Below are 15874 nucleotides of genomic sequence, written 5' to 3'. Positions count from 1 at the left end.
AACGGTCCCCGCAGCATCTGGACGCCAGGGACGGCGCGACCTTACGTGACTCGCGGGTAACATAGAACCATGAAGCGCGACATCTACGACGAGGATCACGAGGCCTTCCGCGCCTCGGTCAAGCAGTTCCTGGACCGCGAGGTCGCTCCGCACCTCGAGACGTACGCCGCCAACCACGGACTCGACCGCGACTTCTGGCTCGCGGCGGGCAAGCAGGGCTTCCTCGGCTTGGAGATCCCCGAGGAGTACGGCGGCTCCGAGGCTGGCGACTACCGCTTCAACGCGGTGCTCACCGAGGAGCTCGCCAAGGTCAACATGACGCTCCCGAGCTGCCTCGGCATCCACGCCGACATCACCGTGCCCTACCTCGTGCACCTCACCGACGATGCGCAGAAGGCTCGCTGGCTCCCGCGCGCGGCGACCGGCGAGCTGGTCACGGCGATCGGCATGACCGAGCCCGGCGGCGGCTCCGACCTCGCCAACCTGCGGACCACGGCCGTGCGCGACGGCGACGGCTGGGTCATCAACGGCGCCAAGACCTTCATCACCAACGGCGGCTCCGCCGACCTCGTGCTCGTCGCCGCCCGGACCAGCCCCGAGAAGAAGGCCAAGGGCATCTCGCTGTTCGCGGTGGACACCACGCTCGACGGGTTCAGCGTCGGACGCGTGCTCGACAAGGTCGGCCAGGACGAGTCCGACACCGCCGAGCTCGCGTTCGACAACGTGCGTGTCGGCGACGACGACCTGGTCGGGCCGCTCGACACCGGCTTCATCTCGATGATGCGGTTCCTGCCGCAGGAACGGCTCGGGTCGGCGATCACGAACCTCGCCCACGCCAAGCAGATCCTCGAGGAGACGATCCAGTACGCCAAGGACCGCCAGGCGTTCGGGCAGCCCATCGGCGCGTTCCAGAACACCCAGTTCCTGCTGGCCGACCTGGTCACCCGCATCGACGTCACGCAGGCGTTCGTCGACCATTGCGTGCTCGCCCACACCCGCAAGGAGCTGACGCCGGTCGACGCCGCGAAGGCCAAGTGGTGGACCTCGCAGGTGCAGAACGACGTCCTGGACCACTGCGTCCAGGTCCACGGCGGCTACGGCTACATGAACGAGTACCGCGTGGCCCGCGCCTGGCGCGACGCCCGCGTGACGAAGATCTGGGCCGGCTCCAACGAGATCATGAAGATGCTGATCGGGCGCGACCTGGGCCTGTGATGCGCATGTTCGTGGCGCTGGTGCCGCCGCCCGCCGTCGTGGCCCACCTCGAGGAGTTCCTCGCGGTGCGGCGCGAGGCGGCCGCGTTCCGTTGGACGAGCGACGACCAGCTCCACGTGACGCTGGCCTTCGCCGAGTCGGTGCCCGAGCACCGGCTCGACGAGCTCGAGGAGCACCTGGCGCACGCCGCCGGCCGGCGGTCCGCCTTCGGGCTCCGCATCGCCGGCGGCGGCGCCTTCCCGCACGCCGACCGTGCTCGCGTGCTCTTCGCCGCCCTGGACACCGACGAGCCGGCCGCCACGGAGCTCGACCGGCTCGCCGCCTCGTGCCGATCCGCCCTCAACCGTGCCGGCGCCCGCGTCGACGGCAAGCGGTTCCACCCGCACGTCACGCTCGCCCGGCTGGGTCGTCCGGACAACGTCACCGGCTGGGTGCGCCTGCTCGACGCGTACGCCGGTCCCGCGTGGGTCGTCGACGAGGTCTCGCTGATCGCCTCGCACCTCGGGGAGGGCCCGCATCGGCGCCCGCGGCACGAGGTCGTCGGGACGTACGGGCTGGGCTGAGGCGGTCCTTGGGCCGCCCCGCGTGAGGTGCCTCCGCGTCGCGCCGGAGGAGGGCCCGACCGGCGCCCCGACGGGTGAGACGGTGTGACCTGCCTCACGGCTCGTGGCACGATTCGACTCGAGCACCACCCACCAGAGAGGAACCCCATGTCCACCTCGGTCACCTTCGACCAGGCCAGCCGGACCTACCCGGGCAGCGACAAGCCGGCCGTCGACGCCCTCGACCTGGAGATCGAGCCGGGCGAGTTCCTCGTCCTCGTGGGTCCCTCCGGCTGCGGCAAGTCCACGTCGCTGCGCATGCTCGCGGGCCTCGAGGACGTCTCCAGCGGTCAGATCCTCATCGGCGACCGCGACGTCACGCACGTGGCGCCCAAGGACCGCGACATCGCGATGGTGTTCCAGAACTACGCCCTCTACCCGCACATGACCGTGGGCGACAACATGGGGTTCGCGCTCAAGATCGCCGGTGCCAGCAAGTCGGAGATCGCGACGCGGGTGGCCGAGGCCGCCAAGATCCTCGACCTCGAGGACTACCTCGAGCGCAAGCCCAAGGCGCTCTCCGGCGGCCAGCGCCAGCGCGTCGCGATGGGCCGGGCCATCGTGCGGCACCCCAAGGTCTTCCTGATGGACGAGCCGCTGTCCAACCTCGACGCCAAGCTGCGCGTGTCCACGCGTACGCAGATCGCCTCGCTGCAGCGCCGCCTCGACATCACCACCGTCTACGTCACCCACGACCAGGTCGAGGCGATGACCATGGGCGACCGCGTCGCCGTGCTCAAGGACGGGGTGCTGCAGCAGGTCGACACGCCGCTGGGGCTCTACGACAAGCCCGCCAACGCCTTCGTCGCGGGCTTCATCGGCTCGCCGGCGATGAACCTGGGCACCTTCACGGTCACCGACGGCAAGGCCCGCATCGGCGAGGGGCACGTGCCGCTGCCCCGATCGACCGTCGCGGCGCTGAAGGGCGACCAGGTGCAGCTCGGCTTCCGGCCCGAGGCGATGGTGCTGGCCTCGGAGGCCGACGAGGCGTCGTTCCCCGTGGAGGCGCTGGTGATCGAGGAGCTCGGCTCCGACGCGTTCCTCTACGGCAACCTGATCGGTGACGAGCTGCGCGCCGACCACGTCGTCGCCCGCATCGCGCCGCGGTCCGTCCCGGGCCGGGGCGAGCGCGTGTGGTTCACCGTCGAGCCCGGCAAGCTGCACGCGTTCGACGCCGAGACGGGCCTCGCGCTGCCGACGGACTGACGGGCTCGCGCCGGGTGGGCGTACGGGTCGGCGTGCGGGCCTGCTGGTGGGCCTGCTGGTGCTTCATCACGGTATGTCGCTCAACGGGCACTTCCCTCGATCAACTGACCCAGGGAAGTGCCCGTTCGGCTACATCCCTTGATGAATGCGGGACGGGCGGTGCCGGGCTGCCGCTTCATCACGGTACGTCGCTCAACGGGCACTTCCCTCGATCAACTGACCCAGGGAAGTGCCCGTTCGCCTACATCCCTTGATGAATGCGGGACGGGCGGGACCGGGCTGCTGCTTCATCACGGTACGTCGCTCAACGGGCACTTCCCTCGATCAACTGACCCAGGGAAGTGCCTGTTCGCCTGCATCCCTTGATGAATGCGGGACCGGCGATGCACGCGGGACCGGCGATGAATGCGGGACCGGCGATGAATGCGCGACGGGCGGTGCACCAGGGGGCGCCGGAGGTAGGCGCGAGCGACCGACGCGATCAGCCGAGGGCGGCGACGATCTCGTTGACCTTGTCCTTGGCGTCGCCGAAGAGCATCTGGGTGTTCTCCTTGAAGAACAGCGGGTTCTGCACGCCGGCGTACCCCGTGGCCATCGAGCGCTTGAAGACCACGACGTCGCGGGCCTTCCACACCTCCAGCACCGGCATCCCCGCGATCGGCGAGCCGGGCTCCTCCAAGGCGGCCGGGTTGACCGTGTCGTTGGCGCCGATGACGAGGACGACGTCGGTGTCGGCGAGGTCGTCGTTGATCTCGTCCATCTCCAGCACGATGTCGTAGGGCACCTTGGCCTCGGCCAGCAGGACGTTCATGTGCCCGGGCAGGCGCCCGGCGACGGGATGGATGCCGAAGCGGACGGTGACGCCCTTCTCCCGCAGCCGCCGGGTCATCTCGGCGACGGGGTACTGCGCCTGCGCCACGGCCATCCCGTAGCCCGGGGTGATCACGACGGACGACGCGCCGGCCAGCAGCTCGGCGACCTCGCCGGCCTGGATCTCGCGGTGCTCGCCGTAGTCGCGGTCCGCCGCCCCGACGGCCGAGCCGCCGTCGGAGCCGAACCCGCCGGCGATGACGCTGACGAAGGAGCGGTTCATCGCCCTGCACATGATGTAGCTGAGGATCGCACCCGACGAGCCGACCAGCGCTCCGGTGATGATCAGCAGGTCGTTGCCCAGCATGAATCCGGCAGCGGCCGCGGCCCACCCGGAGTAGCTGTTGAGCATCGACACCACGACGGGCATGTCGCCGCCTCCGATGGCGGCGACGAGGTGGAAGCCGAGCACCAGGGCGAGGACCGTCATGACCGCCAGGGGGGCCAGGCCGCTCCAGCCCTCGGTGAGCATGAACCACACCATCAGCACGGCGGAGGCGACGAGGATCGCGAGGTTGAGCAGGTGGCGCCCGGGCAGCACGAGCGGCGCGGAGCTCATCCGCGCGCTCAGCTTGAGGTTCGCCACGATCGACCCGGTGAAGGTGACCGCGCCGATGAAGACGCCGAGGAAGACCTCCGCGTTGTGGATCGCGTCGGCGTGCGCACCGTGGTCGGCGACCTCGATGTAGGTGTTGTAGCCGACCAGCACCGCCGCGAGGCCGACAAAGCTGTGCATCATCGCGATGAGCTCGGGCATGCCGGTCATCTCGACCCCGCGGGCGAGGCGGATGCCGATCACGGCGCCGACGGTGCCGGCGACCAGGACGATCGCGAGCCCGACCCACACGGCGGTCGTGTCGCCGACGACGTCCCCGGTGAGCCGGTCGACGACGAGCAGGAGGGTCGCGACCAGGGCCAGCGCCATGCCGGCCATGCCGAACGCGTTGCCGCGCCGGGCGGTCTCGTGCTTGCTCAGGCCGGCGAGCGCGAGGATGAACAGCAGCGCCGACACGATGTAGGCGCCGGACACGAACGAGATCACCGGCTCAGCCCTTCTGGAACATGTTGAGCATCCGTCGGGTGACGAGGAAGCCACCGAAGACGTTGATGCTGGCGAGCAGGACGGCGATCCCGGCGATGACCTGTACCGCGACGTTGTCGACGGGGGCCTGCAGGATCGCGCCGACCACGATGATCCCGCTGATGGCGTTGGTGACGCTCATCAGGGGCGTGTGCAGCGCGTGGTGGACGTTGCCGATCACGTAGAACCCGATGACGACCGCGAGCACGAAGACGGTCAGGCTCGGCAGGAACGACGCCGGCGCCGCGGTGGCGAGCGCGAGGAACAGCACCGCGGCCAGCGCGGCGGCGTACACCCGGCGCCGAGGGTCGGGCGGCGCGGGCGGCTCCTTCTCGGCCGGGACCGCCGCCGCGGGGGCGGCCGGTGCGGCGGAGACCTGCACCGGCGGCGGCGGCCACATCGCCTCTGCCGCGCCGCCGCCCTCGACGGCTCGGGTGACGGTGATTCCGCGCTGGACCACGTCGTCGAGGTCGAGCGTGAGCCGGCCGTCCTTGGCGGGGGTCAGCAGCTTGAACAGGTTGACCACGTTGGTGCCGTAGAGCTGGCTGGTCTGCGCCGCGAGCCGGCCGGCGAGGTCGGTGTAGCCGAGCACGGTGACGCCGTTGGGGGTGACCACCCGCTCGTCCCGGACCGTGGCCGCGACGTTGCCGCCGTTGGCCGCCGCCATGTCGACCACGACGGAGCCGGGCCGCATCGCCGCGACGGTCTCGGCGGAGATCAGCCGGGGCGCGGGCCGGCCGGGGATCAGCGCGGTGGTGATGACGATGTCGGCGGCGCGCGCCTCCTCGTCGTACATCGCCGCCGTGGCCGCCTCCTGCGCAGCGGTCATCTCCTTGGCGTAGCCGTCGGAGGAGACCTCCTGCTCCATCTCGACCCGCACGAACTGCGCGCCCATCGACTCGACCTGCTCGGCCACCTCGGGGCGTACGTCGAACGCGCGCACCACGGCGCCCAGCGAGCCGGCGGCGCCGATCGCCGCCAGCCCCGCGACGCCCGCGCCCACCACGAAGACCCGGGCCGGCGGCACCTTGCCGGCCGCGGTGACCTGGCCGGTGAAGAGCCGGCCGAACTCGTGGGCGGCCTCGATCACCGCGCGGTAGCCGGCGACGTTGGCCATCGAGGACAGCACGTCCATCGACTGGGCCCGCGAGATGCGCGGCACCGCGTCCATCGCGAGCGCCGTGACCCCGGCCGCTGCCAGGCGCTCGACGAGCTCGGGACTGCGGGCCGGCGCCAGCAGGCCGACGAGCGTCGCCCCCGGACGCAGCCGGACGATCTCCTCCTCGCTGGGCGCGTTCACCTTCACCACGACGTCGCTCGACCACACCTCCTCCCCCGTGCCGACACGGACCCCGGCGTCGGCGTACGCCGTGTCCGGCTGGTCGGCGGCCGCGCCGGCCCCGCGCTCGACGACGACGTCGTAGCCGAGCCCCGCCAGCTGCGACGCCGTCTTCGCCGTCGCCGCGACGAGCGTCTCGCCGGGTCGGAACTCACGGGGGATGCCGATGCGCACTGCGTGCCTCCTGGGCGGGTGGTCGGGTCCGGGATCGGGACCTGTTCGGGACCTGGACGGCGTGCGGGCCGGGCACAAGGTACCGAAACAGCGCGTCCTGTGACCGGTGTCTCAGCACCGCGCAGCCCGACCAGGCCCCGGATGAGCCCCGGGATGAGCCCGGGGGTCGGCCCTGAGCCCAAGATCAGGCCAGCGCGTCGGCCTCGGGGTCCACGACCCCCAGCCGCTCCAGGAGGAACAGCAGCGCCGCCGCGAAGGGGCTGTCGGCGGTCTCCTTGCGCACGCGCGCCAGGTCGACCTGCTCGCGCAGGGCCCGCACCACCGGGATCATCGCGCCGAAGTCGCAGTAGTGCTCGTCGAGGGCGAGCATCTTCTGCACGACGACCTCCGTGGCCGACAGGACCGGCATCTCCACCGACAAGACCTCGAGCAGGTCGGCGTCCTGGACCACCTCGCGGGTGGCCGGTCCGCCCGAGTGGCGGTGGATGAGGTCGACCATGGCGCCGTCGGTGTAGGCCTTGAACAGCCAGTCCTCGGGCGGGTGCACCACCTCGATGCCCTGCGCCGACAGGCACTCGGCCGCCTTGTCGACGTCCTCGGCCGCGACCAGGAAGTCCACGTCGTGCTCCGACTCCGGACCGCCGCGCGCCCACACGGCGTAGCCGCCGGTCAGCGCGAAGGGCACCTCGCCCTGCTTCAGCGCGACGGCCACGCGCTTGAGGGCCTCGCGCAGCGCGTCGCGGGATGCGGGAGCCGGCGTGGGAGACATGCCGGGCAGGTACCCACCGCGCATGACTTCACTCGGCATGGGCACGAGGTCGCGTGCGACTGGCGAGCTTCAACATCCTCCATGCCCGCTCGCAGTCCGACGACCGCGTCGACCTCGACCGCTTCGCCGAGGCGATCGCCTCCCTCGACGCGGACGTGCTGGCGCTGCAGGAGGTCGACCGCTACCAGTCCCGCTCCTCCGAGGCGGACCTCACCGCGCTGGCCGCCGAGGCGATGGGCGCCCCCGAGCACCGGTTCGTCGCGGCCCTGGCCGGGGTGCCCGGCGCCACCTGGATGGCCGCCACCGGCGACGAGCAGCCCGACAGCGCGGCGTACGGCATCGCGCTCCTCTCGCGGTATCCGGTGCGGGCCTGGCACACCGTGCGGCTCGCCCCCGTCCCGACCCGGGTGCCGATGTGGTTCAGCGGGTCGCGCCGGCCGGAGCTGGTGCGGGACGAGCCGCGCGTCGCGGTCGCGGCCACGGTCGAGACCCCTCACGGCGTGGTGACGGTGGCCGACGTGCACCTCACCTTCGTGCCCTGGTGGAACGGCCGGCAGCTGGCCCGGGTGCGCGATTCGTTGTCGGGCGCCGACCGGCCGTTCGTGCTGATGGGCGACTTCAACATGGGGCCCGAGCGCGCCCGGCGCATCACCGGGATGCGATCCCTGGTCGATGCGCCGACGTTCCCAGCGCAGGCGCCTCGCGAGCAGCTCGACCACGTCCTGCTCGACGGGGACCTGCCCCCGGCCCGCGGCCGCGCCGTCGAACTGCCGCTCTCGGACCACCGGGCCCTGGTCGTCGACCTCTGAGAGTCAGCCGGCCGCGACGTTGCCGCCGCGACGTCAGCCCACCAGCACCACGTGCAGGGTCCGCGGACCGTGCACCCCCTCGACCCGGTCCAGCTCGATGTCGCTCGTCGCCGATGGCCCGCTGATCCAGGTGAGCGGCCGGGCCGGGTCGAGGAGGGCGATCGCATCGGGCACGTCGGCCACGACCTGGCTCGCGTCGACGATGCAGACGTGGAGGTCCGGGACGAGGCTGATCGCGCGGCGGCCCTGGTCCGGCTCGTGGTCGAGGACGATGGTGCCGGTCTCAGCGATCCCGACCCGGGCGCGCGTGACCACCGCGTCGATGCGGTCCAGCTCCGCGGCGGACAGGCCGTCGTCGACGACCGCACCCGGGACCGCGATGCCCAGCCGGGGAGGTACGACGGTGGTGGCGCCGTCCAGCGCGGCGACCACCACGTCGGCCAGGTCGCCGGGCGCGCAGCGGGTGACCGTGGCGCGGTAGTCCTCCACCCGCTCGACGAACAGCGCGACCAGGTCGCCGCGGTTCGGCACCCGCGGCGCGGTGGGGACGTCGACCGCCGGAGCCACGTCGGCCAGCGCCGCGCGGACGCGGCCGAGGATCTCGTCGCGGGCGCTCATGAGCCGTCCCCCTGCCTGCCGCCGTCGCGGCCGCCGTCGGTGCGGTCCCACCACTGCCGGAAGGACTCCCGGGGTGGGGCCGGGAGGTCGCGCGCGCCGGTCCAGCCGGCGGCCGGGCCGGGGAGCCGACCGGCCGCCGTACGGCCACCGGGGAGCGTGGTGCGCGAGAAGCGTCCCAGCACGCGGCCGGCGAGGCCGGACGCGCGCTCGGCCCAGCGCAGCCGGCGGGCGTCGGCGAACGTCCAGGCGGCTGCCTTCATCGCGAGCGCCTCCTGCTTGGGCACCCGGTCGCCGCGGTGCGAGTCGATGACCGCCGCCCGCTGGTCGACGAGCACCGACGGGATGTCGATGCGCACGGGGCAGACCTCGAAGCACGCCCCGCACAGCGAGGAGGCGTAGGGAAGCGAGGCGGTCTGCTCGTCGGAGACCCCGTTGAGCAGCGGGTTGAGGATCGCGCCGATCGGGCCCGGGTAGACCGAGCCGTAGGCGTGGCCGCCGACCCGCTCGTAGACCGGGCACACGTTGAGGCACGCCGAGCACCGGATGCAGCGCAGCGCCTGGCGTCCCACCTCGTCGGCGAGCGCGCGGGTGCGGCCGTTGTCGAGCAGGACGACGTGCACCTCCTGCGGCCCGTCACCGGGCGTGAGGCCGGACCAGGTCGAGGTGTAGGGGTTCATCCGCTCGCCGGTCGAGGAGCGCGGCAGCAGCCGGAGCAGCGGATCGAGCTCGTCCCACGTCGCGACGACCTTCTCGATGCCGACCACGCTGATGAGCACCTCCGGCAGGGTCAGGCACATCCGGCCGTTGCCCTCGGACTCCACGACCACGAGCGTGCCGGTGTCGGCGACGGCGAAGTTGGCGCCGCTCACCGCGACCCGCGCCCGCAGGAACTTCTCCCGCAGGTGCTCACGGGCAGCACCGGCCAGCACGGCCGGCTCGTCGGTCAGCGCCTCCGGCGCCGGGCGCCCGACCGCGCCCATCCGGCGGCGGAAGATCTCGCGGATCTCGGCCCGGTTGCGGTGGATCGCGGGCACGAGGATGTGCGACGGCAGGTCCTCGCCGAGCTGCACGATCAGCTCGGCCAGGTCGGTCTCCCACGCCGCGATGCCCTCGGCCTCCAGCGCCTCGTTGAGACCGATCTCCTGGGTCGCCATCGACTTGACCTTGACCACCTCGTCGGCCCCGTGGGCCCGGGTCACCGACGCGACGATCGCACACGCCTCCTCGGCGTCGCGGGCCCAGTGCACCGTGGCCCCGGCGCGCACGAGGGAGGCCTCCAGCGTCTCGAGGTGGGTCGCGAGGTCGCGCAGCGCCGCCTCCTTGACCGCCGCTCCGGCGATGCGCAGCTCCTCCCAGTCCTCCACCTCGGCGACGACGCGGGCACGCTTGTCGCGGATGGTGTGGGTCGCGTGCGCCAGGTTGCGGCGCAGCTGGGTGTCGCCGAGCGCAGCGCGGGCAGCGGTCGGGAAGGCGGGCATGCCCACGAAGGTGCCGCTCATCGGGCGTCTCCCTCGAACGACTCCGCCCGGGCGTCGACGGCGGGGCCGTCGGAGTCGCCCTCGGAGGCCTCGGTGGCGGCCAGGACCTCGGCGAGGTGCATGACGCGTACGCCGGCGCGCTGCCGAGACAGCATCCCGCCGATGTGCATCAGGCAGGAGTTGTCGCCGGCGACGAGCACCTCGGCGCCGGTGTCGCGGACGTGGCGGGCCTTGTCGGCACCCATCGCCACGGACGTGTCCGCGTTCTTGAGCGCGAAGGTGCCGCCGAAGCCGCAGCACTCGGTGGCCATCGGCAGGTCGACGAGCTGGATGCCGCGCACCTGCTCGAGCAGCTGCCGGGGCCGGTCGCCGACGCCGAGCATGCGCAGGCTGTGGCACGTCGGATGGTAGGTCACCCGGTGCGGGAAGTAGGCCCCGACGTCGGTCACCCCCAGCACGTCGACCAGGAACTCGGTGAGCTCGTAGGTGCGCGGAGCCGTCTGCTCGACGGCCTTCGCGAGGGCCGGGTCGCCGGAGCGCTCGGCGACGATCGCGTGCTGGTGCCGCGCCGAGCCCGCGCACGAGCCCGACGGCGTGACGATCGCGTCGTAGCCGGCGAAGGCGTCGACGAACGCACGGACGACCGGCACGGCCTCGTCGAGGTAGCCGGTGTTCACCATCGGCTGCCCGCAGCACGTCTGGGCGGCTGGGAAGTCGACGTCCACGCCGAGCCGGCGCAGCAGGCGGACCACCGCCTTCCCCGTGTCGGGGAACATCGCGTCGTTGACGCACGTGACCTGGAGAGCGACCTTCACGTCACCGTTCCTCTCGTCTGCCTCACAGTGTGCTCCTCTGGCCTAGAACAGCCGGTTGCGCACGGCCCACACGATCGCCTCGATCGTGGAGTCGCACTCGAGCTTGTCGCACGCGCTGCGTGCCTTGCGTCGAACGGTCCGCTCGGAGACGTCGAGGCGTCGGGCGACGGACTCGACCGTGTGCCCCTCCGCCATCAGGCGGAGGACGGCGAGCTCGTCGCGGTCGAGGACCGCCTGACGCTCCGGGCTGCCGTCCATGGTCAGCGGCGGACCGGCTGGTCGACGTACGGCACCAGGCGGACCGGCCCGAGCAGGCCGTACGCCTGCCGCTGCGCCACGCCGTACACCGCCGGTGTGACGGTGCGCAGCCGGTTGAGGAGCGTGGAGGCCACCTCTACCTCGAGAACGTTGCGCCCACGCCGCAGCAGGTGGCCGACGTCGACCCGCGGCCGCAGCGGGTCGCAGCCGCCGACCGCGACGCCGTTGACGGTGACGCGGTAGGTGTCGGTCACCTCGCCGAGCTCGAGCCAGGCACCGTCCTGGTCGCTCCAGTCGCTGCCGAGGTCGACCTCGGTGGTGTAGCGGCCGATGCCGGAGACGTCCTCGAGGCCCGGCACCTGGCTCCACGGCACGAGGGTGGTCAGTTCGACGGTGCGGACGGGCTTGACCGTGTCGGTCGCCGTCGCGCCCGGCTGCCAGTCCTCGACCTCGAGCCGCCACGACGACGGGACGACGGGGCCACGGACGCGCGAGACGGTGGTCCGCATGGTGCGGCCGTTGCCGAGCGTCACGGTGTGCTCGCCGGCGGTGGCGGCGCGCACGACCAGCTTCCCGGGCTGCTTGAGGACGTCGGCACCGGTGGTGGCGACGGCATGCAGGTCCGCCGCCTCGGCCGACCTGGGGGCGGTCAGCGCGATGACCGTCGACTGGCCGGGTGCGAGGTCGACCCGCACCCGCACGCGGTCGCCGCGGCGCTCCCAGAGCCCGACCGGTCGCGCCTCGCCTGTCCATGCGTCGAGCTGGACCGGTACGGCGCGGGGCGAGGTGGCGGTGAGCCACACGTCCTGGGTGACGGCGGTGAGGCGCCGGTTCTCGGCGTGGCGGGCGTTGGCGACGTAGTAGAGGTCGACGTCGCCGAGCACCCGGCGCACGGTCATCACGGTGGACCGCTCGTGCTCCACGTCGGGGGTGACGCCCAGCGACGCCAGCGCGCCCGGGATGTCGGCGTCGGTCGCGGCGGTGCGGGTCGTGGGCAGCGCCTTGATCCGGGCGAGGAGGTCGCGCAGCTCGCCGGCCTCCCCGTCGGGCGCGCCATCGGGCAGCCCGACGGGCCGCGGGTCGGACCAGTCGCGCACGAAGACGATCGGCAGCCCGGCACGACCGAGCTCGAGCACCCGGCGCGCGGTCGCGACGGCCATCGTCGCGACCTGGCCGCGGAACTGGTCGGTGCCGATGATCATCGCCTTGTAGGCCGGGCCGTCGGGGGCGAGCCGGCCGTCGCGCACCTTCGCGAGCGGCAGGTCGAGCAGCGCCGGCGTGGCGAAGGAGTGCGTCCAGCCCAGCGGGATGCCGTCGTTGGTCGCCCAGAAGGCACCGATCCCGGTCGAGGCCCACCCCTTCTGCCGCAGGAACACCACGTCGTACTTCGGCGTGCCGGTCTGCAGGACGAGCTGCGTGCGGGCGAGGTACGCCGCCACGTCGGGCATGTGCTGCCACTGCGGCGTGCGGGGGCCCCACGCCTCGCCGAAGCCGATCGCGCCGTTGTAGTAGGGCGAGAACGCGGCGAAGCCGGGCCAGGTGACGCCCGGCGCGTCGGCGTAGGGGAAGCCGTGGATGATCGCCTGGTTCACGCCGGCGGCGAAGATGCTGTTGAGCGTGAACAGCGCCTGGTTCTGCGCGGTCGGGCTGGCGCTGTTGGCGCCGAGCATCGTGTTGTAGGCCGCGCCGTTGTAGCAGATGGCCTCGCAGGACAGGATCGTGTGCCCGGCCATGTCCCGACCGCCCGCCATCACGCGGTAGTCGTCGAGGTTCTTGAAGCCCAGCGACTCGGTCTCGGGGATGTCGAGCAGCGCCGAGTGCTCGACGGTGTCGGTCTCGAGGCCGTAGGCCTGGACGCGCAGGCCCATGCCGAGCGAGCGGGCGAAGGCCTGCAGCGGCAGCAGGTGGTGGTCGCGGTAGAGGTCGGAGAGCACCTGGTTGTAGTCGTCGCGGACCTGGTTGGTGCGCAGGGCGTCGGTCGTCGCCGCCTGGGGGCCGGTGCCGAGGTCGAAGAGGTACTTCTCCTTGAGCTCCATGACGACCGGCAGCCACGGCCGGAGGTCGTAGCCGGCGCGCTTCTCGAACTCCTCGAACATCCGCGGCGTCCAGATCGTCGCCTCGGTCTCGATCTCCAGGCTGTCCTCGAACAGGTAGCCGCCGGCCCTGCCGAGCAGGGCGCGCAGCTCACGGTCGAGGACCGTGTCCTCCCACAGGTCGACGACGGCCTGGGAGCCGGCGGCGCTGAAGTGGTCGACCACGTAGGAGCGGGGGTCGGTGTGCGGCCCGGCCTCGGGCTCCTGGCCCGACCCGCGCTGCCAGAAGGACAGCAGCACCCAGGACCCGCCGGCGGGCGAGGCCGGAGCGGTCCAGGTGATGCGGCCGTCGACGACCCGGTCGAGGAGGTCGACGTAGGAGTCAGGGTCGATCTGCGGCAGGACGCGGGTGTTGCTGGACGGGGTGTAGCGGTGCGCCTGCAGCGCCACCAGCGTCTGCTTCGTCGCGCCCTCGGCGTGCAGCACGGCCTCCGGCACGGGACCGTCGTACGTCGCCCCTGCCGCGAGGTCGGCGCGACCGTGTGCGAGCTCGGTGCACGCGGCCTCGTCGTCGGGCGTGATCGTGGGGACGGCGGCCGGCCACGACGGGCCGACGGTGATGTCGATGCGGACGTCGCGCTCCGCCGCGCGGGTCAGCGCGGCCTTCACGCCGGCGACCCAGGGGGCGGTGCCCCAGCCGTGGGTGGCGACGTCGATGGAGATGTCGCGCGCGCGGAGGCTGTGGGTCACGTCCGCGACCTCCAGGACCCCGAAGCCGGCGTCGGCGACCTGGTCGACCTCCCGCGCGATCTGGACCGGGTCGACGAGGCCGTGCGGCCACCACCAGCGGAAGCCCGCGGCGGTCGCGGTGCCGGGCTCGGCGAAGCGACGGACCAGGTCCTTGGGCAGCCACTGGGTGGCCGCGGACGCGCCGCCGGGCGCGGCCGCGGCGGACGACGACGACGCTGCCACGAAGCCGGCTGCGGCCGCCGAGGCACCGATCATGGTGCGGCGGGTCAGGTGCGTCGAGGTCGGGCGGCAGGTCGAGCGCTCGGTCGAGGTCGGGACGTGCGGGTCCATCGGGGGCTCCTAGGTGGTGGGGGGACCGACGCGCTGGTCGGCGGCGTCCCAGTCGAGTCCGGGACGCGGGTCGTGCCGTCGTACGTCGTGCGTCTCGCGGACGAGCGCACGCATGGCCGCCAGGTCGGGGAGGTCGGCGCCGAGGGCGCGGGCCTGGACCAGGGCGTTGCCGAGTGCTGCCGCCTCGGCGGGACCGGCCAGCACCGGCACGCCCAGGGCGTCCGCGGTCAGCTGGCAGAGCAGGTGGTTGTGGGAGCCGCCGCCCACGACGTGGACGACGTCGAGCTCGCGGCCGGCCAGCCGCGCCGCGGTGCGGAGGTGGCGCCGGTAGGCGAGCGCCAGGCTGTCGAGGACGCACCGCGTGATCTCGCCCGGCGTCTGCGGCACCGGCTCGCCGGCGGCCCGGGCCAGGGCGACGACGCGCTCGGGCATCGGGTCGGTCGGGGTGCCGGGGCCCAGCAGCGACGGGTGGTTGATGTCGACGACGGTGCGCAGCGGGGCCGCGGTGCCGGCGCCGGCGAGCAGGGACGCCAGGTCCGTGGCGGGGGTGCCGCGGTCGGCCCACGCCTTGACGCACTCGGAGATCACCCACAGGCCCATCACGTTCTTGAGGAAGCGGACCGTCTGGTCGACGCCCCCCTCGTTGGTGAAGTCGGCCAGCCGCGCCTCCTCGCTCAGCACCGGCTCGTCGAGCTCGAGCCCGACGAGCGACCAGGTGCCCGACGAGATGTAGCCGAACCCGTCCGACGTCGCCGGCACGGCGACCACGGCGGACGCCGTGTCGTGCGACCCGACCGCCACGACCGGCACGCCGTCGGCGACGCCGAGGGCCGCCGCGACCTCCGCGCGGAGCGGGCCGATGACCGATCCGGCTTCGCGCAGCGGAGGCAGGATCGACCACGGCAGCCCGAGGCGCGCGGCGAGGTCGCTCGACCACTCGCCGGACCTCACGTCGAGCAGGCCGGTCGTGGAGGCGTTGGTGCGCTCCGCGCCGACCTCCCCGGTCAGCCAGTAGCCCAGCAGGTCGGGGAGGAGCAGCAGCGAGTGCGCGGCCTCCAGCGACGCCGTGCCGCGGGCGGCGACGAGCTGGAAGACGGTGTTGAACGGCAGCTGCTGCAGCCCGTTGACGGCGTACTGCTGCTGCGCGGAGACCGTCTGCGCCACCAGCTCGGGCACGTCCCGCGTCCGGGGGTCGCGGTGGCTGTAGGGGTTGCCGAGCAGCTCGCCGTCACGGTCGAGCAAGCCGTAGTCGACCGCCCAGGAGTCGATGCCGATCCCGTCGAGCGGACCGCTGCGGGCCACCTCGGCGATGCCCGCGAGCACCTCGCGGTGGATGCCCAGGACGTCCCAGAACAGCGACCCGCCGACCGGCACGCCGCCGTTGGGGAAGCGGTGCACCTCCTGCAGGGTCAGGTGGCCGGGCCCGACCGTCGCCGCCATCACCCGGCCGCTGGTGGCCCCGAGGTCGACCGCCGCGAGGCGGAGCGTCGGGTCCCCCGCCTCCCGCCGCGCGCGTACCTGCGCCAC

General features: G+C 72.8%; 13 protein-coding genes. 4 read left to right on the top strand and 9 right to left on the bottom strand.

Going from position 1 to position 15874, the window contains the following annotated elements:
- The first annotated feature begins 69 nt into the window (after positions 1 to 69).
- From J3P41_RS14880 to J3P41_RS14870, 3 genes are all read left to right on the top strand, one after another.
- Complete coding sequence (locus J3P41_RS14880; RefSeq protein WP_210651137.1) at positions 70 to 1215, top strand: acyl-CoA dehydrogenase family protein; 1146 nt, start codon at positions 70 to 72, stop codon at positions 1213 to 1215.
- The gene (gene thpR, locus J3P41_RS14875; protein WP_210651136.1) at positions 1215 to 1778 is read left to right on the top strand and encodes an RNA 2',3'-cyclic phosphodiesterase; all 564 of its coding nucleotides are present in this window, start codon (positions 1215 to 1217) and stop codon (positions 1776 to 1778) included. Before J3P41_RS14880 ends, thpR begins: the two co-directional genes overlap by 1 nt.
- 147 nt (positions 1779 to 1925) lie before the next feature.
- The gene (locus tag J3P41_RS14870; RefSeq protein WP_210651135.1) at positions 1926 to 3023 is read left to right on the top strand and encodes an ABC transporter ATP-binding protein; all 1098 of its coding nucleotides are present in this window, start codon (positions 1926 to 1928) and stop codon (positions 3021 to 3023) included.
- 481 nt (positions 3024 to 3504) lie between these two features.
- Here the strand turns inward: J3P41_RS14870 and pntB are convergent, their stop codons facing one another.
- The 3 genes from pntB to J3P41_RS14855 all read right to left on the bottom strand — a co-directional run bounded on the left by pntB (position 3505) and on the right by J3P41_RS14855 (position 7256).
- A complete protein-coding gene (gene pntB / locus J3P41_RS14865) occupies positions 3505 to 4935 on the bottom strand; it encodes a Re/Si-specific NAD(P)(+) transhydrogenase subunit beta (protein WP_210651134.1) in 1431 nt (476 codons plus the stop codon).
- A 4-nt stretch (positions 4936 to 4939) separates the two neighbouring features.
- A complete protein-coding gene (locus J3P41_RS14860) occupies positions 4940 to 6487 on the bottom strand; it encodes a Re/Si-specific NAD(P)(+) transhydrogenase subunit alpha (RefSeq protein ID WP_210651133.1) in 1548 nt (515 codons plus the stop codon).
- 184 nt (positions 6488 to 6671) lie between these two features.
- A complete protein-coding gene (locus J3P41_RS14855; protein ID WP_210651132.1) occupies positions 6672 to 7256 on the bottom strand; it encodes a nucleotidyltransferase family protein in 585 nt (194 codons plus the stop codon).
- Between the two features lie 53 nt (positions 7257 to 7309).
- Between J3P41_RS14855 and J3P41_RS14850 the strand changes: the two genes are divergently transcribed.
- A complete protein-coding gene (locus J3P41_RS14850) occupies positions 7310 to 8065 on the top strand; it encodes an endonuclease/exonuclease/phosphatase family protein (protein WP_210651131.1) in 756 nt (251 codons plus the stop codon).
- Between the two features lie 33 nt (positions 8066 to 8098).
- On the opposite strand, the gene J3P41_RS14845 is transcribed toward J3P41_RS14850, so the two are convergent.
- The 6 genes from J3P41_RS14845 to J3P41_RS14820 are packed head-to-tail and all read right to left on the bottom strand — an operon-like array spanning position 8099 to position 15874.
- A complete protein-coding gene (locus tag J3P41_RS14845) occupies positions 8099 to 8683 on the bottom strand; it encodes an LUD domain-containing protein (RefSeq protein WP_210651130.1) in 585 nt (194 codons plus the stop codon).
- Complete coding sequence (locus J3P41_RS14840) at positions 8680 to 10182, bottom strand: lactate utilization protein B (RefSeq protein WP_210651129.1); 1503 nt, start codon at positions 10180 to 10182, stop codon at positions 8680 to 8682. The genes J3P41_RS14845 and J3P41_RS14840 overlap by 4 nt, the downstream gene beginning before the upstream one ends.
- Positions 10179 to 10976 carry a (Fe-S)-binding protein gene (locus J3P41_RS14835; RefSeq protein ID WP_210651128.1) on the bottom strand — a complete coding sequence of 266 codons (798 nt, stop codon included), beginning with the start codon at positions 10974 to 10976 and terminating at the stop codon, positions 10179 to 10181. The genes J3P41_RS14840 and J3P41_RS14835 overlap by 4 nt, the downstream gene beginning before the upstream one ends.
- A 42-nt stretch (positions 10977 to 11018) precedes the next feature.
- A complete protein-coding gene (locus J3P41_RS14830; protein ID WP_210651127.1) occupies positions 11019 to 11234 on the bottom strand; it encodes a response regulator transcription factor in 216 nt (71 codons plus the stop codon).
- Positions 11235 to 11236: 2 nt separating this feature from the next.
- Positions 11237 to 14347, bottom strand: a complete 3111-nt coding sequence (locus J3P41_RS14825; RefSeq protein WP_210651126.1) for a glycosyl hydrolase — start codon at positions 14345 to 14347, stop codon at positions 11237 to 11239.
- A gap of 9 nt (positions 14348 to 14356) precedes the next feature.
- Positions 14357 to 15874: a rhamnulokinase family protein gene (locus J3P41_RS14820; protein ID WP_307862016.1), complete on the bottom strand. Its 1518-nt coding sequence runs from the start codon at positions 15872 to 15874 to the stop codon at positions 14357 to 14359.

It is taken from the genome of Nocardioides sp. SYSU D00065 (assembly GCF_017916425.1).
GTDB lineage: Bacteria > Actinomycetota > Actinomycetes > Propionibacteriales > Nocardioidaceae > Nocardioides.
The sequence above is the reverse complement of the archived record's forward strand: the minus strand, read 5'-3'. Positions and strand labels throughout refer to the sequence as shown.

Excerpts from the sequence above, each read along its gene's own strand:
- J3P41_RS14880 (WP_210651137.1), top strand. The coding sequence starts at position 70 with ATGAAGCGCGACATCTACGACGAGGATCACGAGGCCTTCCGCGCCTCG.
- thpR (WP_210651136.1), top strand. The coding sequence starts at position 1,215 with ATGCGCATGTTCGTGGCGCTGGTGCCGCCGCCCGCCGTCGTGGCCCAC.
- J3P41_RS14870 (WP_210651135.1), top strand. The coding sequence starts at position 1,926 with ATGTCCACCTCGGTCACCTTCGACCAGGCCAGCCGGACCTACCCGGGC.
- J3P41_RS14855 (WP_210651132.1), bottom strand. The coding sequence starts at position 7,256 with ATGTCTCCCACGCCGGCTCCCGCATCCCGCGACGCGCTGCGCGAGGCC.
- J3P41_RS14845 (WP_210651130.1), bottom strand. The coding sequence starts at position 8,683 with ATGAGCGCCCGCGACGAGATCCTCGGCCGCGTCCGCGCGGCGCTGGCC.
- J3P41_RS14840 (WP_210651129.1), bottom strand. The coding sequence starts at position 10,182 with ATGAGCGGCACCTTCGTGGGCATGCCCGCCTTCCCGACCGCTGCCCGC.
- J3P41_RS14830 (WP_210651127.1), bottom strand. The coding sequence starts at position 11,234 with ATGGACGGCAGCCCGGAGCGTCAGGCGGTCCTCGACCGCGACGAGCTC.
- J3P41_RS14825 (WP_210651126.1), bottom strand. The coding sequence starts at position 14,347 with ATGGACCCGCACGTCCCGACCTCGACCGAGCGCTCGACCTGCCGCCCG.